Here is a 22,627-nt window from a genome sequence, read left to right on the forward strand (position 1 = left end):
GGGACGGCGCTCAGGCGAGCGCCGAGGCCTCCGCCACCGCCTGCTGCGCCCGCAGCCAGCGGGCCTCGAGCTCGGCGAGCGACTCGATGCGCTCGGGCCGCACGACGCGGTCGTGCTCGACGAAGTAGAGCTCGGCGTCGACCTGCTCGGGGTCGAGCCCGGCGTGCGCCGCGTAGGCCGCGCGGTACAGCGCGAGCTGCAGCTGCCTCGCCTCGAGGTCGGCCGCGCCCTTCGGGAGGGCGCCGGTCTTCCAGTCGACGACGGTCGCGCGGTCGCCGTCGCGGTAGACGGCGTCGATCTTGCAGACGACGGTCGTGCCCGCGAGCGGCAGGTGGATCTCGATCTCGGTCTCGGCCGGCGCGCGGTCGCCGTAGGGCGAGGCCGCGAACGTGCGCTTCAGCCGGTCGAGGCGCTCGGCGTCGATGCCGACGAGCTCCTCATCGAGGGCCTCGTCGTCGATCGCGTCGCCGAGGCCGACGGCGCTCCCGCGCCGCTCGACCCAGCCGTGGAACAGCGTGCCCAGGCGCGTCGCGGCGAACGGCTGCTGCGGCATGGGGCGTGCGATCTGGCGGGCGACCGCGACGGGGTCGGCCGCCCAGTCCTTGAAGCCGGATGCGGCGATGCGGGTCGGGAGGGTGAGCTCGGTCGCGCCGCGGTCGGCGAGCAGCAGCTCGATCGCCTCGTCCCACGGGGTCGGCGTCGACGCATCCGCCGCCTCGACGCTCGCCGCGGCCGCCTCGACCGCGGCGCGCCGGGCGCCGAGCGGATCGACCGGCCACGCGAGCGAGGGGCTGCGGTCGCCGAGCGGGTTCTCGGCGCCCTTCTCGGGCTGCTCGAGCAGCTCGGCGCGCATGGCGCGGGCCGAGAGCTCGAGCAGGCGCTTGGGCTTCGCGGGCGTGCGCGCCATGCCGTACCACTGCGCGCCCGAGAGCCACAGCGCGCGGCGGGCGCGCGTGACGCCGACGTAGGCGAGCCGGTCCTCCTCGGACTGGTAGTGCTCCCAGAGCTGCCCGAGGAAGCGCTCGCGCGCGAGCGCGTAGTCGTGCTGCGTCGCGTGCCCCTGCCACTCGAGGTGCGGCAGCAGGGCGACGTCGCCGCGCAGCGGGTAGGGCAGCGTCGCGTGCGTGAGCCAGCCGAGCGGCTGGTCGTCCTGCTTCGCGGCCGCGAGCCGCGGCAGGGCCACGACGTCCCACTCGAGCCCCTTCGACGCGTGCATGGTGAGCACCTGCACCCAGCCGGGCTCCGGCTCGGGCTCGGGCACATCGGGCCCGCGGCCCGACTCGAGCACGTCGAGGTAGGTGAGGAAGGCCTCGAGCGAGCCGCGCTCGTCGGCGGCGGCGAACGCCTGCACCTCGCGACCGAACGCGTCGAGCGCGCCGTGGGCGTGGTGGCGCTTCGCCGCCACCTCGATGTCGAGCCGCAGCGCCTGCTCGACGCTGCGCACGAGCTCGGCGAGCGGCATGCCGGCGCGTCGGCGCAACTCGCGCAGCAGCGACCCGGCCTCGCGCATGCGCGCGATCCCGACCTCGGTCGCGCCGTCGAGGCGCGGGTCGTCGACGAGCGCATCGAGCGCGTCGACGATCGACACATGGGCCTCCGGCGCGATCGCACCGCGGTCGGCGCTGCGCTGGTCGTCGCTCAGGCCGCGCTTCGCGAGCGCGGCGGCGTGGCGCTGCAGCGCCGCGAGGTCGGCGACGCCGACGCGCCAGCGGCTGCCGGCCAGCAGCCGCACGAGGCTCGAGCCCTCCTCCGGCCGGCCGAGCACGCGGAGCGCGGCGACGAGGTCGACGACCTCCGGCTCGTCGAGCAGCCCGCCGCCGCCGGAACGGAAAACGCGGATGCCCTCGGCACGGAGCGCGCGCGTGAGCTCGACGCCCTGCGAGTGGGAGCGCACGAGCACCGCGCCCGTCACCGGCGAGCCCGCGACGCCGGCGCCGTGCGAGCGCAGCCAGCCCGCGAGCTCGCGCGACTCGTCCTCGATCGTCGGCAGGTGGCGCACGACGACGTCGCCCGGGCCGGCGCCCCGGCGCGGCTCGAGCCGCTTGACCGGCACGCCCGGCTGCTCCGGCAGCTCGCTCGCGACGGCGTGCGCGAGCGCGAGCACGTCCTCGTCGTTGCGCCAGCTCGTCGAGAGCGTGAGGGTGCGCTCGACGCGGAAGCGCTGCGCGAAGAGGGCGAGGGTGCCGGCGCTCGCGCCGCGGAAGCCGTAGATCGCCTGGTTCGGGTCGCCGACGGCCATGACGGGCGAGCCGTCGAAGAGCGCGTGGATGAGCTGCAGCTGCAGCACGGAGGTGTCCTGGAACTCGTCGAGCAGCACGGCGCGGTGGCGCGAGCGCAGCTCGTCGACCGCGCCCGCGTGCGCGCTCACGGCGTCGAGCGCGAGCCGCACCTGGTCGCTGAACTGCACCGCGCCGCGGCGGCGCTTGGCGTCGTCGAACGCGTCGACCAGGTCGGCGAGCGGCTCGAGTCCACCGATGCGCTCCACATCCTGCGCGATCGCCTTCGCGTGGGCCGCCCGGAAGTCCTTCGGCTCGTCGGCGGTCGGCAGCTCGAGCAGCGCGCGGAAGCGCTCCGGGTAGCGCCCGCGACGCAGCTCCCCGGTCGAGACGCGGTGGTCGCCGAGCGTGCCGGCGAGCTGCACGACGCGGTCGGCGATCGTCTCGGCGCGGCCGAGCGCCGCGAGCCGCAGGTCGTCGGAGGCGCGCGCGACGCGCAGCGCGAGCAGGAAGGCCGCGGGGTCGGTGAGCACCTCGGACTCGGGGTCGCGGCCGATGAGCAGCGCCCACTCGCGGAACAGCGCGCTCGCGAAGGAGTTGTAGGTCTGCACGACGGGCCTGCGCGTCGCGGCGACCTCCGCGTCGACGAGCCCCGCCTGCGCCAGCGCGCGCAGCTCGGCGAGCAGCCGCTCGCCGAGCTCGCCGGCGGCCTTGCGGGTGAACGTGAGCCCGAGCACCTCGTCGGGCGCGACGGAGCCGTTCGCGACGAGCCACAGCACGCGCTGCGCCATCGTGTGCGTCTTGCCGCTGCCGGCGCCCGCGACGACGAGCGTGGGAGCCTCGGGCGCCTCGATGACCGCGATCTGCTCGTCGGTCGGCAGCTGCGGCTCGCGGCCCCGCACGGCAGCGATCGCCTCGGTGATCTCGATGGCGCTGATCACTCGGTGACCTCCGGGATGACGTGGATGGCGCACTGGCCGAAGCTGTAGTCGCCGCTGCAGTGCAGCTCGGGCCGGGCGACGAACGTGGCGCCGCCCATGGTCTCGACCGCCGTCCGCAGGTGCTCGCGGAACGCATCCGCCACCTCGTCGAACGGCTCGGAGTCGACCGTCTTCTCCTTGCGGGCGAGCTTGGGCATGACGAGCCGCGCCGTCGTCTGCGCGCCCGCCTCGATGCCCTCGATGCCGCCGAGCGCGACGGCGAGCTGGTAGGCGCGCAGCTGGAGGTTGCCGAGCCCGGGCACGGTGCTCGGCACCTTCTTGCCCGTCTTCAGGTCGACGATGCGCACCTCGCCCGCCGGCCCGTGCTCGATCCAGTCGATCGCGCCGGAGAGCACCGCGCCGCCGACCTCGACCGAGAAGCGGGCCTCGCGCTCGTCGCGCTCGATCCTCCAGCCGGCGCCGCGCAGCACCTGGAAGTAGCCGGCGAGCGCGCCCGCCATCGGCACGACCTCGTCGCGCTGCTGCGCCGCCTCCCACGTCGAGGGGTGGTCGAGCTCGGCGAAGCGCGCCTCGACGGCCGCCTCGATCGCCGCGGCGTCGGTCGCGTCGACGCGCTCGACCGCGTCGTGCACGATCGTGCCGAGCGCCGCGGCGCGGTTGGAGGTGCCGCCGGCGAGCCGGCCCACCACCCACGAGAGCTCGCACTCGACGAGGCCCTGCAGCGCCGAGGGGCTCACGCGCACCTGCTCGCTCGCGTCGAGCCGCTCGGTCGTCGAGACCGCCAGCAGCCCGGCCCACTCGGCGGGCGAGGCCCCCGGCACGCCCGCATCGGCGAGGCGGCGGAGCGCCGCCGCCGCCCGGTCGGCGTCGGGGCGGCGGTCGACGACCCTCCGCCGCAGGCTCGCGACGAGCGAGCGCAGCGAGTGCCAGCTGTCGTCGGCGCCGGGGACCGGCTCCGGCTCGACCGCGAGCACGAACGGCGACGGCTGCTCGTCCTCGCTCGCGACCGCCGTCAGCAGCACGGCGGCGCGCGCGGTCGAGACCGCTTTCACGAACGTGCGCAGCTCGTCGTGGAGCACCCCCGCACGGGCGTCCTCGGTGGGGTCGCCGTCGAGCCGGTTGGCGCCCAGCAGCGACCCGCGCGGCCGGAGGTTGGGCCACACGCCGTCCTGCAGCCCGGCGACGATCACGGTGTCGAGCTCGCGCCCGACGAACTGGCCGGGGGTGCCGATCGCGACGCGGGCGCCCTCGGCGCGGGCGGCGAGGGAGTCGTCGTCGACGCTCGACGCGAGCCACGCGTCGACGAAGGCGCCGGTGTCGGCGTCGGGCCGCCGCTCGATCAGGCGCGCCACCTGGTCGAAGAGCGCCACGACCGCGTCGAGCCGCCGGTTCGCGAGCGCGCTCTCGACGCCCGAGCCCGCGAGCGCCGCGCGACGCCACGCCTCGGCGACGCCGGCGGCGCTCCACGCGGCCCACAGCACGCGGTCGGCTCCCGCCGGATCGTCGGCCGTCAGCAGCGCCCGCGCGTCGGCGAGCATGCGCGCGAGCCGGCGGGCGCCGGCGGCGCCCTGGCGGGCGGCGGCGAGCCCCTCCAGCTGCTGGTCGTCGCCCGCCGCGGCGGCGACGATCGCATCGCGCACGAGCTCGGCCCCGGCGACGTGCACCTGGCCGCCGGCAGCGACGATGCGGTGCCGCAGCGCGCGCTTCAGCCGGCGCACCGCGAGCGCGTCGAGGCCGAGCAGATCGCTGCGCAGCAGCTGCTCGGCGAGCTGCGCGTCGAGCACTCGGCGGCCGGTGGCGACGGCGAGCACGCTCACGAGCGCCTCGACGACCTCGGCCTCGCGCAGGCGCGTCGGCCCGCCCGACGCGACCGGCACCTCGAGCGCCGACAGCAGCGAGCCGAGCTCGGCGGCGGCTCGGCCGGTGCGCGCGATCACCGCGATCTCGTCGAACCCGACGCCCCGCGCCCGGCGCTCGTGGATCAGCCGCGCGATGCGGCGCGCCTGCTCGTCGAGCGACTGGGCGAGGTGCAGCTCGAGCACGTCGTCGCCCGCCTCGGCGCGCGGCGCGGCCTGCCGGTGCGTGCCCGCCCCTGCGGTGCCGATGCCCTGCGCGGACCTCGCGAGGAACGCGCGCACCGTCTCGCCGTGGCGGTGGTCGTGCGCGAGCTCGAGCCGGTGGCCGTGCTCGTGCGCGAACCCGAGCCGCGCGGGCAGGGCCGCGAGCAGCGCGGCGTCGGCGCCGCGGAAGCCGCCCGTCGTCGTGTCGGGGTCGCCGAAGGCGACGACCGCGGCGCCGCGCGCGCGGAGCGCCTCGAGCACGACGACCGCGCCTTCGGTGAGCTCCTGCGCGTCGTCGACGAGCACGAGGCTCGGCAGCGGCACCCGGGTCTCGGCGATCGCGCCGGCCGCGCGGCGCAGCAGCGACGCGGCGGTCACGGCCTCGGCGCCCCGCCGCTCGAGCCGCTGGAGCCGCTCGAGCTCGGCCATGAACTCGGCGGCCGCCGCCCACTCCGGCACCCCGCGCTCGGCCGCGCGCGCAGCGAGCGCCGACGCATCCATGCCGCGCTCCTCGGCCGCCGCCATGAGCTCGCGCAGCTCGGCGCGGAAGCCCGCCTGCTCGCGCACCTCGGCGTGCAGGTGCTCGGGCCAGCGCGGCCCGCGCGCGACGCCCTCGGCCGCGTCGTCGGCGTGGCCGGCGAGCATCGCCGCGATGATGCGGTCCTGCTCGGCGCCCGAGAGCAGCTGCGGCGCGGGCCGCTCGTCGGCCATCGCCGCGGCCGTGAGCAGCGCGTGCGCGAACGACGGCATCGAGCGCGCGAGCGGCCCGGGCGTGACGCGCGCCGTGCGTCGCGCGAGCCGGTCGCGCAGCGCCGTCGCGGCCTGCCGGGAGCCGGCCACCACGAGCAGGCCCGACGGCTCGAGCCCGCCCGCGAGCCGCGCGGCGGCGAGCTCGACGAGCGCGGTGGTCTTGCCGGAGCCGGCGACGCCGAGGACGATGGCGGATGCGCCCTCGGGCAGCGCGAGCACGGCGCGCTGGGACTCGTCGAGGTCGACGCTCGTCTCGAGCAGGCTCTGGCTGGGCATGCGGCCACGGTATCCGCGGCCGCCCACAGGCGGCGCGAGCGCCGCGCGAGGGCGGTGATCGCCCTCGGCGGACACGGCGGGACGGCCGCATCCGATCGCCTATCCTCGGGAGCATGGACATCCGCATCGGCATCAAGGACTCGGCACGCGAGATCGCATTCGACTCGTCGCAGACCGCCCAGGAGGTCGAGTCCGCGGTGCTCGCCGCGCTCGAGGCCGGGCACCTCGCGCTCGACGACGCGAAGGGGCGCCGCTACATCGTGCCGAGCGCGAACATCGCCTACGTCGAGATCGGCAGCGAGTCGACGCGCAAGATCGGCTTCGTCGCCTGATGCCCATCCTGGTCATCGTGCCGATGGTGTTCGGCGCCGCGATCGGGCTCGTGGCCCGCTACCTGCTGCCGGGCCGCGAGTGGGTGGGCCTCTTCCTCAACGTGCTCGCGCCCGCCGCCGCCGCCGGCGTCGTGTGGACGGTCGCCGCGATGCTCGGCGCCGCAGCCGACAACGGCTGGGCCTGGATCGGCAGCCTCGTCGCCGCGCTCGTCGTCGCGGTCGCGCTGCCGAAGGTCCTGCCGCAGCGCCGCGAGCGCGCGGACGCTGCGTACCTCGCAGAGCTCACCGGGGCCCGCAAGGCCTGACGCCCACCAACCCGGCCTGAGCCGCGGGGCTCGGCCTCAGGCCGTGAGGCCCAGCTCGTCCATGCGGCGGGTGTGCGACGCGACGATGTCGTTGAACGCGGGCTCGAGCCGCGGCTGGCTCGGCACGGCGCGGCCGGAGTCGTCGGGCCCGTTGACCGCGAGGTACATCTGCAGCAGCGCGTCGCCCACGAGCCGGCGGCCCCACACGGCCAGCCGGTCGGAGAGCCGGGGCGTCGCGTGGATCGCGGCCTGCAGGATGCGCACGAGGTGCCCGTGCGCGCTCTCGCCGCGGAGCGCCCGCAGCATGGCGTCCTGGTCGTCCTCGGGCAGTCCCGGCACGATCGCGACGAAGAAGTCCTCGAGCAGCCCGCTGATGACGTGGATCGCGAGCACCTGCTCGTACCAGTCGGCGCCCTCGACCAGGTTCGAGAAGTCCCGCGTGGCATCGGCGAACGGCCGCATCGCCTCCTCGGGCTCGACGCCCTCGCCGTCCAGGATGCGCGCGAACGCCCCCGCGCGCGTCGCGTGGATGCGCACCACGTCGGCGAGCGCCACCTGCGTCTCGAGCGACGGCGCCTGCTCCAGCACGCGGCCGGCCTTCGCCACGAGGTCGAGCTCGAGGCCGAGCGCCTGGCCGACGAACGGCACGAGCGCGGGCCGCACGTCCTGCAGCAGCACGCGGTCGCCGACCACCGGGACGCGGTGATGCCGCAGCAGCTGGCGCGTCACGTCGCGCGGCGTCCTGTCGAACCACTTCACCACAGTCGAGCAGTCTAGGGCCGCGATGCGGCCGCGCCCGCACGCCCCCGGGTACGCTGGTCGGAGTAGACGAACAGGCGGAACCCTCTCTTGACCTTCCAAGACCTCTCCATCGACGCCGACATGGTCCAGGCCCTCGCCGACCGCGGCATCCTCGAGCCCTTCCCGATCCAGACGCAGACGATCCCGCTCGCGCTGTCGGGCCAGGACATCATCGGCCAGGCGAAGACCGGCACCGGCAAGACCTTCGCGTTCGGCCTGCCGCTCGCGCAGCGCCTCGGCGCCGAGCCCGCTGCCGGCGTGCAGGCGCTCATCGTGGTGCCCACCCGCGAGCTCGCCGTGCAGGTGACCGAGGACATGGAGCTCATCACCTCCAACCGTCCGACGACGGTCGTCTCCATCTACGGCGGCAAGGCCTACGAGGGCCAGATCGACCAGCTGAAGGCCGGCGCGCAGATCGTGGTCGGCACCCCCGGACGCCTCCTCGACCTCGTGCAGCAGCGCATCCTCGACCTCTCCAACGTGAAGGAGATGGTGCTCGACGAGGCCGACAAGATGCTCGACCTCGGGTTCCTCCCCGACGTCGAGAAGATCTTCTCGAAGACCCCCGCGGTGCGGCACACGATGCTGTTCTCGGCCACGATGCCGGGCGCGGTCGTCGCCCTGGCGCGCCGCTTCATGTCGCGGCCGCTGCACATCCGCGCGACCGACGTCGACGAGACCATCGCGCAGGCCAACATCCAGCACGTCGTCTACCGGGCGCACTCGCTCGACAAGGACGAGGTCGTCGCCCGCATCCTGCAGGCCGAGGGCCGCGGCAAGGCCGTCGTCTTCACGCGCACGAAGCGCGCCGCCTCGCGGCTCACCGAGGAGCTCATCGACCGCGGCTTCTCGGCGGCCGCCGTGCACGGCGACATGAGCCAGGAGGCGCGCGAGCGCGCCATGGCGCAGTTCAAGGCCGGCAAGAAGGACGTGCTCATCGCGACCGACGTCGCCGCCCGCGGCATCGACGTCGACGACATCACGCACGTCATCAACCACACGATCCCCGAGGACGAGAAGGCCTACCTGCACCGCGTCGGCCGCACCGGCCGCGCCGGCCGCACCGGCATCGCCGTCACGTTCGTCGACTGGGACGACCTGCACAAGTGGGCGCTCATCGACCGCGCGCTCGAGTTCGGGCGCCCCGAGCCGGTCGAGACCTACTCGTCGAGCCCGCACCTCTACAGCGACCTCAACATCCCGGCCGGCGTCAAGGGCCGCCTGCACGCGACGCCGCCCAACAAGGAGGCCAAGCGCGAGGGCGTCGCGCCCGGCGCGCGCGCCGAGGCGCCCGGCCGCGAGCGCGCCGAGGGCGACCGCCCGCGCCGTCGTCGCGGCGGCCGCGGCCGCTCCGGCGGCGAGGGCCAGCCCAGGACCACGGATGCGGTGCCCGCGCCCGAGGGACGCGGCACGCACGACGGCGGCGGCACCGAGCACCACGACGGCAACGCCGCCCCGGCGCGCCGTCGGCGCCGCCGCAGCCGCTCGGGCTCGGCCACCCCTCCGCCCGCGCAGGCCTGACCGTCCGCCGCGCACCGCGCATCCGCTCGACGGCCGCTCCGCACTCCGCGGGGCGGCCGTCGTCGTGCGCCCCGCCCGCGCCCCGCCTCCCCCGAGTGGCGCCTCCCGCGATCGAGTGGCGCGTTGTGCGATCGAGTGGCGCCCCGCGCGACTGAGTGGCGCCCCGCGCGACTGAGTGGCGGCTTGTGCGATCGAGCGGCGGCTCCCGCGATCGGGCGGCGGCGGCCGACTGTTCGCGCGCTCTCGCCAGTCGATCGCCGGAGGCGCCAGTCACTCACCGGAAGCGCCACTCGATCGCCGGAGGCGCCACTCGATCCCCGCAGGCGCCACTCGATCGCCGGAGGCGCCACTCGATGCCCGCAGGCGCCAGTCGGTCGCCGGAGGCGCCACTCGGCCTGTGGCGTTGCCGACGGGGCGCGGGGCGCGGCGGGGGTCAGGCGGGGATGACGGGGGCCCAGCCGGTCGCGCGGCGCACGATCTCGGCGAGCACCGCGGGGTCGGTGGTGTGCTCCCCCAGCCGGTTCGGCTTGCCGTCGCCGTGGTAGTCGCTCGAGCCCGTGACGAGCAGCGACAGCCGCTCGGCGTCGGCGAGCAGCTGCCGCCGGGAGGGCTCGTCGTTGTCGCGGTGCCACACCTCGACGCCGTCGAGGCCGGCGCCGACCAGGTCGCCGAGCGAGCCCATCCGCATCACCGCACGCCCGCGCGCCGCCGGGTGCGCGAGCACGGCGACGCCGCCCGCGTCCTTGATGATGCCGATCGCCTCCTCGGGCGCCGGCGCGTGGTGCGGCTGGTAGTAGCCGCCCTGCCAGTGCAGGATGCCCTCGAACGCGGCCGACCGGTCGGCGACGATGCCGAGCGTGACGAGCGCGTCGGCGATGTGGGGGCGGCCGATCGTGGCGCCGGGCGCGGAGTGCTCCTCGACGTGCTGCCACGTCAGCGGGTAGTCCTGGCCGATCGCGTGCACCATGCGCTCGGCCCGCTCGACGCGCTCGAGCCGGATGCGCTCGCGCTCGCCGATGAACGCCTCCGCCTCCGGGTCGAGCAGGTAGCCGAGCACGTGCACGCTCGCCGGCCCGATCTGCGCCGAGAACTCGACGCCAGGGATGAGCACGATGCCGCTCTCGATCGCCGCGACCGCGGCCTCGGCCCAGCCTGCGACCGTGTCGTGGTCGGTGAGGGCGACGGCACCGAGGCCGGCCGCCGCGGCCGCCCGCACGACGTCGCCCGGCGCATCCGTGCCGTCCGACTCGCGCGAGTGCGCGTGCAGGTCGATGGGGCCGATGCCCTCCCAGTCGTGCTCCACCCTGGAAGACTACGCTCGCCGTGATGCTCGTGATCCTCGGCTGGCTGCTCGCCCTCGTGATCGCCGCGTGCCTCGCGGTGGCCGCGTGGCCGCAGGCGCTCGGGCTCGAGCAGGCGCCGGTCGTGGCGCAGGTCGTGTCGATGCGGGTGGGCGTCATCGGCATCGCGCTCGTGCTCGCGGTCGTCGCGCTCGCCTTCGTCGGCTGGCGGCGCGTGCGGCCCTTCGTGCTCGGCGTCGTGTCGATGCTGCTCGTGTTCGCGCTCGTCTCGGGCGGCATCCACGCCTCGCGCGGCCTCGACGACGGGCAGGTGCTCGACCGCGCCTCCGACGACCTCATCGTGCTCACCTGGAACACCCTCGGCGACGAGCCCGGCGCCGAGGAGATCGCGCGCGTCATCGACGAGACGGGGGCGGATGCGGTGATGCTGCCCGAGACGACGCTGCCGCTGGGCGTCGAGGTGGCCGAGCTGCTCGGCGCGCGCGCCAACCCGTTCTGGGTGCACACCACCGACTACTCCCCCAGCTACGGCGCGCTCAACACGACGCTGCTCATCTCGGCCGCCCTCGGCGAGTACACGACCGACCTGACGGTCGGCGGCACGCGCACGCTGCCGACCGTCGTGGCGCGGCCCGACGACGGCGACGGGCCGGTGCTCGTGTCGGCCCATCCGGTCGCACCGGTGCCGCAGCAGATGCGCAACTGGCGCGCCGACCTCGACTTCGTCGCGGGCTTGTGCGACGGCTCCGACTCGGTCGTGATGGCCGGCGACTTCAACTCGACCCTCGACCACTGGTGGTCGACGCGCACCGACGACGGCGACCTCGGCACGTGCCGCGACGCCGCGAGCGCCGTGGGCGCGGGTGCGGTCGGCTCGTGGCCGACGTGGGCGCCGCCGTGGCTGGGCGCGCAGATCGACCACGTGGTGGCGACGCCCGACTGGGAGCCGGTCGCCGCACGCGTGCTGACGGGGCTCGACGACGTGGGCACCGACCACCGGCCGGTGCTCGTGCAGCTGCGCTACCGCGGCTGAGCCGGGGACGCGGGCGACGCGGCCGGCTCGCCCGTGAGCTCCGCGATCGCCGCGAGCACCGCATCCGCCGCCTCCCGGGTCGCGAGCGGCCGGAAGTGCCCGGCGGCCTCGAGGCGCACGCCGCGCATGCCGTCGGGCACGCGGTTCTGCGGCACGTGCGGGTCGATGCGCGGCAGCACGACGCGGATGCGGGCGTCGGCGCTGCGCTCGGCCGCGAGCGCGGCGAGCATCGCGTTCGACGGGTCGAACTCGCGGATGTAGCCGCCGGGCAGCAGCCTGGCGCGCGACGAGCCGGCGAACGGCGTGGCGAGCGCCACGAGCCCGGCCGGCTGCGCCTGGGCCGCGTCGAGCGCGCGGTCGACGAGCACGCGCTTGCCGATCAGGCCGCCCTTCGAGTGGCCGACGAGCACGATGCGCGCGTGCGGGTGGGCGGCGGCGACGCGATCGACGACCGCCCCGACGACGGGCGCCGACTCGAGCACCGGGCGCAGGTTGCGGCCGAGGTCGGGCACGAAGTGCACCGCGTGCCCGGCGTGCACGAGCCGCTTCGCGAGCGGCTCCATGAAGCGCCACGTCTCGACGACGCCGGGGATGAGCACCGCGTGCACGCGCGCGCCCGGCATCCCTGTGAGCCGCGGCGGCGACGGGTCGAGCGCGGAGCGCACGTGCATGTGCGCCGCGAAGGCGTAGTCGCGCGCCCAGACGCGCACCTCCTCGGGCGCGATCGGGTCGATCCCGCTGAGGTCGATCGGTGCCGGCACGCGCATCGGGGCAGTCTAGATCGCGGGCCTGCGAGCCTCCTCGGCGGTGGGATGATGGGGCCCATGAGCGAGTCGACGACGATGCAGGGCACGACCAACCGTTCCACCACGCCGACGGGGTCGGCGTTCACCGAGCAGGTGCAGACCGGCTGGGCCGAGCGCGAGGCGACGACGCCCGCGCCGCGCGCATCCGCCGCCCCCGCCGCCGAGCGCCGGGCGCGCATCTCGGCGATGCACCCGGGCGGGCGCCTCGTGATCCCCGCGGGCGGGCTCAAGGTGCGCTCGAACGACACCGACTACCCGTTCCGGCCGCACCCCGACTTCACCTACCTCACCGGCTGGGGCTCCGACGCCGAGCCCGACTCGGTGCTCGTGCTCGAGCCCGCGGGCGACGGCCACGAGGCGACCCTCTACTTCCGCGGGCCCGCCGGCCGCGGCACGACCGAGTTCTACGCCAACCCCGCGATCGGCGAGTTCTGGGTCGGCCCGCGCCCGTCGCTCGACCACGTCGCCGCGGAGCTGGGCCTCCGCGTCGCCGACCTCGACGGCCTCGCGGGCGCGCTCGAGGCCGGGGGCGAGGCGGATGCGCTGGTCGTCACCGGCGCCGACGCCGCGGTCGAGGCTATGGTCGCGGGCGCGAACCCCGACGGCGACGTGCTCGCGCGCGACCTGTCGGAGCTGCGGCTCGTGAAGGACGCGCACGAGATCGCCGAGGTGCAGGCCGCGGTCGACGCGACCGCGCGCGGCTTCGACGACGTGATCGCCGACCTCGCCGAGGCGACCCGGCACGAGCGCGGCGAGCGCGTCGTGGAGGGCGCCTTCCACCGCCGCGCGCGGCTCGACGGCAACGCGGTCGGCTACGACACGATCGCCGCCTCCGGCCACCACGCCTGCTACCTGCACTGGACGCGCAACGACGGCCGGGTGCGCGAGGGCGACCTCATCCTGCTCGACGCGGGCGTCGAGGTCGACAGCCTCTACACCGCCGACATCACGCGCACGCTGCCCATCTCGGGCGAGTTCACCGAGCTGCAGCGCAAGGTCTACGACGCGGTGCTCGAGGCGGCCGACGCGGCGTTCGCGATCGTGCGGCCGGGCATCGTCTTCAAGGAGGTGCACGCCGCCGCGATGGAGGTCATCGCCCGCCGCACCGCCGAGTGGGGCCTGCTGCCGATCCCGGCCGAGCAGAGCCTCGAGCCCGACCAGCAGCTGCACCGCCGCTGGATGGTGCACGGCACGAGCCACCACCTCGGCCTCGACGTGCACGACTGCGCCGCCGCCCGCCGCGACTTCTACCACGACGGCGTCGTTCGCGAGGGGATGGTCTTCACGATCGAGCCGGGCCTCTACTTCCAGGCCGACGACCTCACCGTGCCGGAGGAGCTGCGCGGCATCGGCGTGCGCATCGAGGACGACATCGTCGTCACCGCCGACGGCGCCCGGAACCTCTCGGGCGCGATCCCCCGCACCGCCGACGAGGTGGAGGCGTGGATGCGTCGGGTGCGCGAGCGCTGACGCTCAGCCCGCGACGAGGGCGATGGCGATCGCGAGCATGACGGCCGCGATGCCGGCGTCGAGGATGCGCCACGCGCGCCGGGTGCGGAGCACGGGGGCGAGCAGGCGCGCGCCGAGGCCGAGCGCCGTGAACCAGACGACCGAGCCCGCGATCGAGCCGGCGAGGAACCACCAGCGGTCTTCGGCGAACCCGGTCGAGACGGAGCCGAGCAGCACCACGGTGTCGAGGTACACGTGCGGGTTGAGCCAGGTGATGGCGAGCGTCGTGCCCGCGACCGACAGCGCCGATGCCGAGCGACGGGCGACCGCGGTGCCGGCGGGCGCGCCCGGTGCCGCCTCTCCCTCCCCGACGGGCTCCGGCGCGAGCTCGAGCCGGTCGTCGCCGCGCCACGCGCGGCGCGCGGCGAGCGCCGCGTAGACGAGCAGGAAGAGCGCGCCGCCCCACCGGGCGACCGCCTCGAGCCACGGGATGCCCGAGATCACCGCACCGAGGCCCGCGACGCCCGCGGTCTCGAGCAGCGCATCCGACACCGCGCAGATCGCGATCACGAGCCCGACGTGCTCGCGGCGCATGCCCTGCCGCAGCACGTGCACGTTCTGCGCACCGATGGCGATGATGAGCCCGAGCGAGGCGCCGAGCCCCGAGGCGAGGGCGATGAGCTGCTGATCCACGTGCTCGAGGCTATGCGCGCCTTGACCTGCAGACCAGCGAAGGATCCTGCAGCATCGGAAGCTGCGCTTCATCTACGATCGAGCCGTGGACCTGCCCCTCGATCAGCTGCGCACGCTCGCGGCGGCCGTCGACGCCGGCACGCTCGACCGAGCCGCCGCGCAGCTCGGCATCACCCCGAGCGCCGTGAGCCAGCGCATCCGCGCCATCGAGCAGCGGGTCGGCCGCGTCGTGCTGCGCCGCACGAAGCCGGTGCGGGCGACCGAGGCCGGCGAGCCGCTCGTGCGCCTCGCGCGGCAGCTGGCGCTCCTCGAGCACGACACCCGCGTCGCGCTCGGCGAGGAGGCCGCCGCTCCCCGCATCCCGCTCGCGGTCAACGCCGACTCGCTCATCACGTGGTTCCTGCCGGCGCTCGGCGCGGTCGCCGCCCAGCGCGACGTGACCTTCGACATCCGCCGCGAGGATCAGGAGCGCACCGCGCAGCTGCTCGAGCAGGGCTCGGTCATGGCCGCGGTGACCTCGCAGCGCACGCCCGTCGCGGGCTGCGTCTCGAGCCCGCTCGGCCGGATGCGCTACGTCGCCGTCGCCGAGCGCGCCTTCGCCGAGCGCTGGTTCGCGGACGGGCCGACGCGGAGTGCCCTCGAGCGCGCGCCGATCGTCGACTTCGACCTGCACGACACGCTGCAGGCGGCCTTCGCGCGGCGCCACGGCGCCCGCGCCGAGGCGCCGCGCCACATCATCAGCGCCTCGGCCGAGTACGCCGAGGCGATCCGGATGGGCCTGGGCTGGGGCATGCTGCTGCCGGGCCAGTACGAGGCGGGCGTCGCCGACGGCTCGCTCGTGCAGCTCGCCGACGACGGCATCGAGGTGCCGCTGCACTGGCAGCGCTGGAACCTCGCCTCGCCGCTGCTCGACCTCGTCACCGACGCGGTGCGCGAGGCGGCGCGCAGCTCAGCGGCGCTCGTCTGAGGGCTGCTCGGGCGGGGTCGAGGCGCTCGGCGGCGGCAGCTGCTCGGGCATCGGCGGCGCTGCCGGCTGCTGCGCGGTCGGCGCGGCCTCGGGCTCCTCGATCGGCACCGGCGTGCCGCGCTGCCCGATGATGTGCATGGCCTTGCCTGCGGTCTGCTGCGGCGCCATCACGTCGTAGCGGCCCGCGAGCACCTGCTGCACCGAGGCGTAGTCGCGCTTGCGCCGCGTCATCGCGTGCGAGAGCACGCCGAGCAGGATGCCGAAGGCGAGGCCGAGGAGCGGGAACAGCAGCACCGAGCTGATCGCCTCGGGCACGAAGAGCATGTAGACGAGGCCGATGAACGCGCCGAAGCCGAGGCCCCGCAGCGCGCCCGCGCCGGCGACCTTGCCCCAGGTGAGGCGGCCGGTGATGCGCTCGACGATCTTCAGGTCGTTGCCGACGATGGCGAGGCCCGCGAGGTCGGCGTCGGCGCCCGACACCTTCGCGATCGCCGCCTGCGCCTGCTCGTACGTCTCGAACGACGCCACGACCACGCCGCGCGGCAGCTGCTGGTCTCCGCGCGCTGCTCCCTGGAACATGCTCACCTTCCCAGTCTCCCACGCCCGTCCCGCGCGGCCCGGTCCGGTTCGCTGTCGGCGTCACCGCGCGCGGTACGTTGGACGGCATGAGCGCACCCACCGTCTTCGTCGCGCGCCTCGCCGGCGCGGGCGTCTTCGACCCCGCCGGGGAGCGGATCGGCAAGGTGCGCGATGTGGTGACGGTGCCGCGGCAGGATGCCTCCCCGCGCGTCGTCGGCCTCGTCGTCGAGGACACGAGCCGCCAGAAGGTCTTCCTCTCGATCGGCCGGCTGCTGTCGATCGGCGGCGGGCAGCTCATCGCCTCCGCCATCAGCGACCGCCGCTTCCGCCAGCGCGGCGGCGAGCGCCTGCTGCTCGCCGACGTGCTCGGGCGCCAGGTGCGCCTGCGCGACGGCTCGGGCGCGACGCTCGAGGACCTCTCGATCGCCGAGCGCGGGCCCGGCGAGTGGGAGGTCGACGAGCTCTTCCTGCGCAAGCCGAAGACCGGCCCGTTCGGCAAGGGCCCGACGGCGCTCGCGCGCTGGCACGAGGTGCAGCACGAGCCGGGCGCCGAGCACGACACCGAGCACCTGCTCGCCTCGCTCGAGGAGCTGCCCGCGGCCGACGCCGCGTCGGCGATGCTCGACCTGCCGCAGCAGCGCATGATGGAGGTCGCCGAGGACCTCTCGGACGACCGGCTCGCCGACATCCTCGAGGAGATGCACGAGGATCGGCAGATCCAGATCCTCAACGCGCTCGAGGACGACCGCGCCGCCGACGTGCTCGACCAGATGGAGCCGGACGACGCCGCCGACCTCATCGCGCACATGCCCGCCGACCGCGGCGAGACGCTCCTCGAGCTCATGGACCCCGAGGAGGCGGAGGACGTGCGCATGCTGCTCGCGTTCGGCGCCGACACCGCGGGCGGGCTCATGACGACCGAGCCCATCATCCTCGCCTCCGACGCCACCGTCGCCGAGGCCCTCGCGCTCATCCGCCGCCACGAGGTCGCGCCGGCGCTCGCCGCCGCCATCTGCGTCACGCTGCCGCCGTACGAGGCGCCGACCGGCCGCTTCCTCGGCATGGTGCACTTCCAGCGCCTGCTGCGCTACCCGCCGAACGAGCGCGTCGGCACGCTGCTCGACGACCAGATCGAGCCCGTGCTGTCCTCCACCTCCGCCGCCGAGGTCACGCGCCAGCTCGCCGCCTACAACCTCGTGTCGGTGCCCGTCGTCGACCCGGCCGGGCGGCTCGTGGGCGTCGTGACGATCGACGACGTGCTCGACCACCTGCTGCCCGAGGACTGGCGCGCGCAGGAGGAGGCGCCGCGTGGCTGAGCGCGACGACCGGTTCGCGCGCCCGAAGTCGCGCCGCGGCATCCGCATGCCCGAGTCGAAGGACCGCTTCGGCCGCTTCACCGAGTCGTTCGCGCGCGCGATGGGCACGCCCGCGTTCCTCATCGGGATGACGATCTTCGTCACCTTCTGGCTCGGCTACAACTCGCTCATGCCGCCCGAGGCGCAGTTCGACCCGCAGGATCAGGGCTTCCCGCTGCTGACCCTCGTGCTCAGCCTGCAGGCCTCCTACGCCGCTCCCCTGCTGCTGCTCGCGCAGAACCGGCAGGACGACCGCGACCGCGTGCAGATCGAGCAGGACCGCCTGCGCGCCGAGCGCAACCTCAACGACACCGAGTACCTCGCCCGCGAGGTCGTGGCGCTGCGCATGGCGATGCGCGACATGGCCACGCGCGAGTTCATCCGCGCCGAGCTGAAGTCGTTCGTCGACGACCTCGACGAGCGGCGCGCCCCGCAGTGACGATCGACCCTGCGCTCGCCCGGGCGCTCTCGACGGTCGTCGACCCCGAGATCCGGCGGCCGCTCGTCGAGCTCGACATGATCCCCGAGGCCGTCCTCGACGGCCCGGTCGCGCGCATCCGGCTCGAGCTCACGGTGGCCGCGTGCCCGGCTGCCGACCGGATCCAGGCGGATGTGCGGCAGGCGGCCGCGTCGGTGCCGGGCGTCGAGCGCGTGGAGGTCGAGGTCGGCGTCATGGCGCCCGCCGTGCGGCAGGCCCTCGTCGAGCGGCTGCGCGGCTCGCGCCCGGCGCAGCTGGGCCCCGGCACCCTGACGCGCATCATCGCCGTCGCGAGCGGCAAGGGCGGCGTGGGGAAGTCGACCGTCACGGCCAACCTCGCCGTCGCGCTCGCGGCGCGCGGGCTCTCGGTCGGCGTGATCGACGCCGACGTGCACGGCTACTCGATCCCGGCGCTGCTCGGCACCGACGCCCGGCCCACGCGCGTCGGCGACATGATGATGCCGCCGGAGGCGCACGGCGTGCGGCTCGTCTCGATCGGCATGTTCGTCGACGGCAACCGCTCCGTGTCGTGGCGCGGGCCGATGCTGCATCGCACGCTGCAGCAGTTCCTCGCCGACGTCTGGTGGGGCGACCTCGACGTGCTGCTCATCGACATGCCGCCGGGCACCGGCGACGTGGCGATCTCGCTCGGCCAGCTGCTGCCGCACGCGGAGGTGCTGGTCGTGACGACCCCGCAGCGCGCGGCGGCCGACGTCGCCGAGCGCGCCGCAGAGGTGGCGCGGCAGACCGGGCAGCGGGTGCTGGGCGTCGTCGAGAACATGGCGGGGCTCGCGCAGCCCGACGGCTCGATCCTCGAGCTCTTCGGCGCGGGTGGCGGCGACGAGGCCGCCAGGCGGCTCGGCGTGCCGCTGCTCGCGCGCATCCCGCTGTCGGTCGCGCTGCGCGCCGGCGGCGACGCGGGCGCACCGGTCGTCGCTGCCGAGCCGACCGACCCGGCGGCCGCCGCGGTCATCGCGCTCGCGGAGGCGCTCCGCGGCACCCGGCCGATCGCCCGCCGCAGCCTGCCGCTCGCCCCCGCGTGAGCCCGGTCTCGGGCTAGGTCGCCTCGTCGTCGAACCGCATCGGGCCCGACGGTCGTGCGGGCAGGCCCGTCACGGTCGCGACCGACGCCTTCGCCGACGCGCTCGCGAAGTCCTCGGGCGGGTCGCGCAGCGCCTCCATCACGATGCGGCGCGGGTCGTACTGCCGCGGGTCGAGCTTCTGCCAGTCGACCTCGTCGAACTCCGGCCCCATCTCCTCGCGCATCCGCTCCTTCGCGCCGCCCGCGAGGTCGCGCAGGCCACGCACGAGGGCGCCGAGCTTCTCGGCGAGCGCGGGCAGCCGCTCGGGGCCGATGAGGAAGGCCGCGAGCAGCGCGATGAGCAGCAGCTTGTCGAGGGTGATGCCGGCGAAGGACACCCCTCCAGGGTAGTCGAGCCGCACGGGTGCGCCTCCGGGCGGCGAGCCGCGGGGCGCCGGATGCGCCGGGCTCGGTAGGCTCGCGGGCGGAGGAACCGTGCAGACACCATCGCTCATCGCCAAGTACCTCGACGACCTCGCCGCCGAGGACGAGGTGCTCACCGCAGCACGAGACGCCTCCGGCGAGCTCGGCATCACCGCCGTCGCGCCCAGCGTCGGGGCGCAGCTCGCCGCCGTCGCCGCGGCGACGCAGGCGAACGCCATCCTGGAGGTCGGCACCGGCGCCGGCGTGAGCGGCCTGTGGCTGCTGCGCGGCGCCCCGGGTGCGACCCTCACCTCGATCGACACCGAGCTCGACCACCAGCAGCACGCGCGCGCCGCGTTCTCGCAGGCCGGGATCCCGGTCACGCGCGCGCGGCTCATCACGGGCAAGGCGCGCGACCTGCTGCCCCGCATGAACGAGGCGAGCTACGACATCGTCTTCCTCGACGCGGACACCGCCGGCATCCTCGAGTACGTCGAGCACGCCCTCGCGCTCGTGCGCGTGGGCGGCTCGGTGCTCGTCGCCCACGCGCTGCTCGGCGGCCGCGTCGCCGATCCCGCGCAGCGCGACGACAGCGTCGCGGACGTGCGGGCGCTGCTGAAGGAGCTCTCGACGAGCGACGCCGTGCGCGCCGCCGTGTCGCCCGTCGGCGACGGCCTGCTGCAGATCGTGCGGCTCCCCGAGCCCACCCGCTGAGCCTCGCCGCACCGACGGCGAAGGGGCCGATCCGCCAGTGGATCGGCCCCTTCAGCTGTCGGGCTCAGCGGCCCGCCGGTGTCATGCGGAGACGACGACCTCGCCCAGCGCCCTGTGGAGCGCGGCGGCCTCCTCGTCGTTCACGGAGACGACCAGCCGGCCTCCGCCCTCGAGCGGGACGCGGACGACGATGAGCCGGCCCTCCTTGACGGCCTCGAGCGGTCCATCGCCGGTGCGTGGTTTCATGGCGGCCATGCGGCTCCCCCTTCAGTTCTCGTGGCTCTATTGTCTCATGTCCCGCTGACAGTTCCGGCAGGCGCAGCGCATGGCCGTGCGCCCTACGGCACGCTCCAGTCCGGGGCGATGTGGTGCCAGCAGAACCAGATCCACACCGGCTGCAGCGCGATCGACGCGGCGAGCACGAGCGCCCGCGCCCATCCCGGCCGAAGCGCCGCGACGATCGCCGCGGCGGGGAAGATCGGCAGCAGCAGCCGCCACGTCGACGACTGCGGGAACCAGACCGCGGCGAGGTAGACGAGGTACGCGATCGTCCAGAGCCGCCCCTCGAGCGCGACGCCGCGCGCCCAGGGGCCGGCGAGCAGCGCGACCGCCGCCGCGACGATGCCGACGAGCCACACGGGCCACCACGGCCCGAACCACCACTCGAGCCCGATCGGCCACGGCGTGAACGGCACGAGCTCCTGCCGGCCGATGTACGCCGACCGCCAGCTGAGCTCGGTCTCGAGGTAGGAGTCGATGCTGCCGGTGACCACGGTGCACGCGATGAGCCAGCCGAAGCCCCACAGCGCGCTCCACGCCCCGAGCGCCACGAGCATCCACCGCTCCCTCGGTGGGAACGCATCGCGCTCGCGCGCCCAGCGCACGAGGAACCACAGCCCGAGCGCGAGCGCGAACGCGAGCCCGCCCGGGCGCGTGAGCGACATGATCGGCACCAGCACCCACAGCCACTCCCACGCGCGCAGCCGCCACGCGAGCAGCGCGCCCGCGAGCAGCAGCAGGAAGAGCGACTCGGCGTAGCCGAGCTGCAGCACGGGCGCGACGGGCGACAGCAGCACGAGCGCGAGCGCGAACCGCTCGCGGCCCGGCGCGATCTCCCGCAGGAGCCGGTAGGCGACGAGCGCGAACGCCGCCGAGGCCGCGACCGACAGCAGCACCGCCGCCGCATCCCACGACAGCCCGAGCGCCATGATCGCGCGCGCGAGCATCGGGTAGACCGGCATGAACGCCCAGGCGTTCTCCCCCACGTGCCCGTCGTCGTCGAGCGGCAGCTCGGCCGGGTAGCCCGACATGGCGACGATGTAGTACCAGTGGGCGTCCCACATGGTCGAGTAGTCGAGCAGCCCCGGGCCCGCGGGCGTCCAGAACGAGCGCCCCTGCACGCCCGCGAAGGCGCCGAGGAACGCCGTGCTCACGAGCCGCGAGACGAGCCAGAGCGCGAGCGGCCACAGCCACCAGCGCTCGGCGAGGCGGGCGCCCCGGTCGGTCAGGCCCGCGAGAGCCACGTGCGGAGGCTCTCCTCGGTCGCGACGATCTGCGCGACCGGCACCGACTCGTCGTCGGCGTGCGCCTTCGTCGGGTCGCCGGGGCCGAAGTTGACGGCCGGGATGCCGAGCGCCGAGAAGCGGGCGACGTCGGTCCAGCCGTACTTCGGCTGCGGCGTCGCGCCGACGGCGTCGATGAACTCCTGCGCGAGCGGCGCGTCGAGGCCGGGGCGGGCGCCGGCGGCCGCGTCGACGACGCGCACGTCGAAGCCCTCGAAGAGGTCGACGACGTGCTCGGTCGCCTCCTGCACCGAGCGCGACGGCGCGAAGCGGTAGTTGACCTGCACGACGCACTCGTCGGGGATGACGTTGCCCGCGACGCCGCCGGAGATCATGACGGCGTTCAGGCCCTCGCGGAACGTCAGCCCCTCGACCTCGATCGACCGCGGCCGGTACGACTGCAGCACCTGCAGCACCTCGGCGGCGTCGTGGATGGCGTTGTGCCCGACCCACGAGCGCGCCGAGTGCGCGCGCACGCCCCGCGTGCGGATCTCGGCGCGGAGCGTGCCGTTGCAGCCGCCCTCGATGTGGCCGTTGGAGGGCTCGCCCAGGATGGCGAAGTCGCCCTCCATGAGCTCGGGATGCGCGGCGGCCAGCAGGCGCAGGCCGTTCCGGTCCTCCCCCACCTCCTCGTGGTCGTACCAGATCCACGTGAGGTCGACGTTCGGCTCGGCGAGCTCGACGGCGAGCTTGAGCTGCACGGCGACGCCCGCCTTCATGTCGACGGTGCCGCGGCCCCACAGGTGCGGCTCCCCGTCGACCTCGACGTCGCGCACCGGCACGTTGCCGTTGATCGGCACGGTGTCGATGTGCCCGGCGATCACGACCCGCCGGTCGCGCCCGAGGTGCGTGCGCGCCACGACCGTGTCGCCGACGCGCGACACGTCGAGGTGCGGGTGCGCGCGCACGGCCGCCTCGATCGCGTCGGCGAGGGGTCCCTCGTTGTCGGAGACGGAGTCGATGTCGCAGAGCTGGCGGGTGAGGTCGACGGCGGTCGCGGACAGGTCGAGCGAGGGAGCGGCCATGGCCTCCAGCCTAGACTCG

At 75.2% G+C, this 22,627-nt stretch carries 21 protein-coding genes; 10 read left to right on the forward strand and 11 right to left on the reverse strand.

Annotation, left to right across the window (positions count from 1 at the left end):
• Positions 1–10 precede the first annotated feature (10 nt).
• Together MU522_RS00470 and MU522_RS00475 are read right to left on the reverse strand one after the other, a co-directional pair.
• The gene (locus MU522_RS00470; RefSeq protein ID WP_246991695.1) at positions 11–3,157 is read right to left on the reverse strand and encodes an ATP-dependent DNA helicase; all 3,147 of its coding nucleotides are present in this window, start codon (positions 3,155–3,157) and stop codon (positions 11–13) included.
• Positions 3,154–6,243, reverse strand: a complete 3,090-nt coding sequence (locus tag MU522_RS00475; protein ID WP_246991697.1) for a UrvD/REP family ATP-dependent DNA helicase — start codon at positions 6,241–6,243, stop codon at positions 3,154–3,156. Before MU522_RS00475 ends, MU522_RS00470 begins: the two co-directional genes overlap by 4 nt.
• Before the next feature lie 113 nt (positions 6,244–6,356).
• On the opposite strand from MU522_RS00475, the gene MU522_RS00480 reads away from it, so the two are divergent.
• On the forward strand, positions 6,357–6,575 hold the full coding sequence (locus MU522_RS00480) for a DUF3107 domain-containing protein (RefSeq protein ID WP_128190749.1): 219 nt from the start codon (positions 6,357–6,359) through the stop codon (positions 6,573–6,575).
• Positions 6,575–6,880: a hypothetical protein gene (locus MU522_RS00485; RefSeq protein ID WP_246991699.1), complete on the forward strand. Its 306-nt coding sequence runs from the start codon at positions 6,575–6,577 to the stop codon at positions 6,878–6,880. Before MU522_RS00480 ends, MU522_RS00485 begins: the two co-directional genes overlap by 1 nt.
• 36 nt (positions 6,881–6,916) lie before the next feature.
• Here MU522_RS00485 and MU522_RS00490 read toward each other — a convergent pair whose 3' ends face one another.
• The gene (locus tag MU522_RS00490; protein ID WP_246991701.1) at positions 6,917–7,639 is read right to left on the reverse strand and encodes a ferritin-like fold-containing protein; all 723 of its coding nucleotides are present in this window, start codon (positions 7,637–7,639) and stop codon (positions 6,917–6,919) included.
• 123 nt (positions 7,640–7,762) lie between these two features.
• Here MU522_RS00490 and MU522_RS00495 point away from each other — a divergent pair, with 123 nt between their 5' ends.
• A complete protein-coding gene (locus MU522_RS00495) occupies positions 7,763–9,202 on the forward strand; it encodes a DEAD/DEAH box helicase (protein WP_192575897.1) in 1,440 nt (479 codons plus the stop codon).
• A gap of 433 nt (positions 9,203–9,635) precedes the next feature.
• Here MU522_RS00495 and MU522_RS00500 read toward each other — a convergent pair whose 3' ends face one another.
• Positions 9,636–10,505 (reverse strand): PHP domain-containing protein, encoded by an 870-nt coding sequence (locus MU522_RS00500; RefSeq protein ID WP_225792763.1) that lies wholly within the window; start codon positions 10,503–10,505, stop codon positions 9,636–9,638.
• A gap of 23 nt (positions 10,506–10,528) precedes the next feature.
• Here MU522_RS00500 and MU522_RS00505 point away from each other — a divergent pair, with 23 nt between their 5' ends.
• Positions 10,529–11,536 (forward strand): endonuclease/exonuclease/phosphatase family protein, encoded by a 1,008-nt coding sequence (locus MU522_RS00505; RefSeq protein WP_246991703.1) that lies wholly within the window; start codon positions 10,529–10,531, stop codon positions 11,534–11,536.
• On the opposite strand, the gene MU522_RS00510 is transcribed toward MU522_RS00505, so the two are convergent.
• The gene (locus MU522_RS00510; protein WP_246991705.1) at positions 11,524–12,303 is read right to left on the reverse strand and encodes a lysophospholipase; all 780 of its coding nucleotides are present in this window, start codon (positions 12,301–12,303) and stop codon (positions 11,524–11,526) included. The genes MU522_RS00505 and MU522_RS00510 overlap by 13 nt on opposite strands.
• Before the next feature lie 57 nt (positions 12,304–12,360).
• On the opposite strand from MU522_RS00510, the gene MU522_RS00515 reads away from it, so the two are divergent.
• On the forward strand, positions 12,361–13,812 hold the full coding sequence (locus MU522_RS00515; protein WP_246991707.1) for an aminopeptidase P family protein: 1,452 nt from the start codon (positions 12,361–12,363) through the stop codon (positions 13,810–13,812).
• Between the two features lie 3 nt (positions 13,813–13,815).
• Here MU522_RS00515 and MU522_RS00520 read toward each other — a convergent pair whose 3' ends face one another.
• On the reverse strand, positions 13,816–14,484 hold the full coding sequence (locus MU522_RS00520) for a LysE/ArgO family amino acid transporter (protein WP_246991709.1): 669 nt from the start codon (positions 14,482–14,484) through the stop codon (positions 13,816–13,818).
• An 85-nt stretch (positions 14,485–14,569) separates the two neighbouring features.
• Between MU522_RS00520 and MU522_RS00525 the strand changes: the two genes are divergently transcribed.
• The gene (locus tag MU522_RS00525; protein WP_246991711.1) at positions 14,570–15,451 is read left to right on the forward strand and encodes a LysR family transcriptional regulator ArgP; all 882 of its coding nucleotides are present in this window, start codon (positions 14,570–14,572) and stop codon (positions 15,449–15,451) included.
• On the opposite strand, the gene MU522_RS00530 is transcribed toward MU522_RS00525, so the two are convergent.
• Positions 15,434–16,030 carry a general stress protein gene (locus MU522_RS00530; protein WP_348645603.1) on the reverse strand — a complete coding sequence of 199 codons (597 nt, stop codon included), beginning with the start codon at positions 16,028–16,030 and terminating at the stop codon, positions 15,434–15,436. The two genes, MU522_RS00525 and MU522_RS00530, sit on opposite strands and share 18 nt — an antisense overlap.
• An 86-nt stretch (positions 16,031–16,116) precedes the next feature.
• On the opposite strand from MU522_RS00530, the gene MU522_RS00535 reads away from it, so the two are divergent.
• From MU522_RS00535 to MU522_RS00545, 3 genes are read left to right on the forward strand one after another with little or no spacing between them, the layout of a single operon-like run.
• On the forward strand, positions 16,117–17,346 hold the full coding sequence (locus MU522_RS00535; protein WP_128189914.1) for a CBS domain-containing protein: 1,230 nt from the start codon (positions 16,117–16,119) through the stop codon (positions 17,344–17,346).
• 46 nt (positions 17,347–17,392) lie between these two features.
• Entirely contained in the window at positions 17,393–17,824 is a 432-nt protein-coding gene (locus MU522_RS00540; RefSeq protein ID WP_128189927.1) for a DUF1003 domain-containing protein, read from the forward strand.
• A complete protein-coding gene (locus tag MU522_RS00545) occupies positions 17,821–18,906 on the forward strand; it encodes an Mrp/NBP35 family ATP-binding protein (RefSeq protein WP_246991715.1) in 1,086 nt (361 codons plus the stop codon). Before MU522_RS00540 ends, MU522_RS00545 begins: the two co-directional genes overlap by 4 nt.
• A gap of 13 nt (positions 18,907–18,919) precedes the next feature.
• On the opposite strand, the gene MU522_RS00550 is transcribed toward MU522_RS00545, so the two are convergent.
• On the reverse strand, positions 18,920–19,282 hold the full coding sequence (locus MU522_RS00550; protein ID WP_246991717.1) for a Sec-independent protein translocase TatB: 363 nt from the start codon (positions 19,280–19,282) through the stop codon (positions 18,920–18,922).
• Positions 19,283–19,379: 97 nt separating this feature from the next.
• Between MU522_RS00550 and MU522_RS00555 the strand changes: the two genes are divergently transcribed.
• Positions 19,380–20,021 (forward strand): class I SAM-dependent methyltransferase, encoded by a 642-nt coding sequence (locus tag MU522_RS00555; protein WP_128189916.1) that lies wholly within the window; start codon positions 19,380–19,382, stop codon positions 20,019–20,021.
• A gap of 81 nt (positions 20,022–20,102) precedes the next feature.
• Here the strand turns inward: MU522_RS00555 and MU522_RS00560 are convergent, their stop codons facing one another.
• The 3 genes from MU522_RS00560 to dapE form a co-directional block, all read right to left on the reverse strand.
• Complete coding sequence (locus MU522_RS00560; protein ID WP_128189917.1) at positions 20,103–20,276, reverse strand: DUF3117 domain-containing protein; 174 nt, start codon at positions 20,274–20,276, stop codon at positions 20,103–20,105.
• Between the two features lie 83 nt (positions 20,277–20,359).
• Positions 20,360–21,544: a hypothetical protein gene (locus MU522_RS00565; protein ID WP_246991719.1), complete on the reverse strand. Its 1,185-nt coding sequence runs from the start codon at positions 21,542–21,544 to the stop codon at positions 20,360–20,362.
• Positions 21,526–22,608, reverse strand: a complete 1,083-nt coding sequence (dapE, locus tag MU522_RS00570; RefSeq protein WP_246991721.1) for a succinyl-diaminopimelate desuccinylase — start codon at positions 22,606–22,608, stop codon at positions 21,526–21,528. The genes MU522_RS00565 and dapE overlap by 19 nt, the downstream gene beginning before the upstream one ends.
• Positions 22,609–22,627 lie beyond the last annotated feature (19 nt).

The sequence above is a fragment of the Agrococcus sp. SCSIO52902 genome (assembly GCF_022983135.1).
GTDB lineage: Bacteria > Actinomycetota > Actinomycetes > Actinomycetales > Microbacteriaceae > Agrococcus > Agrococcus sediminis.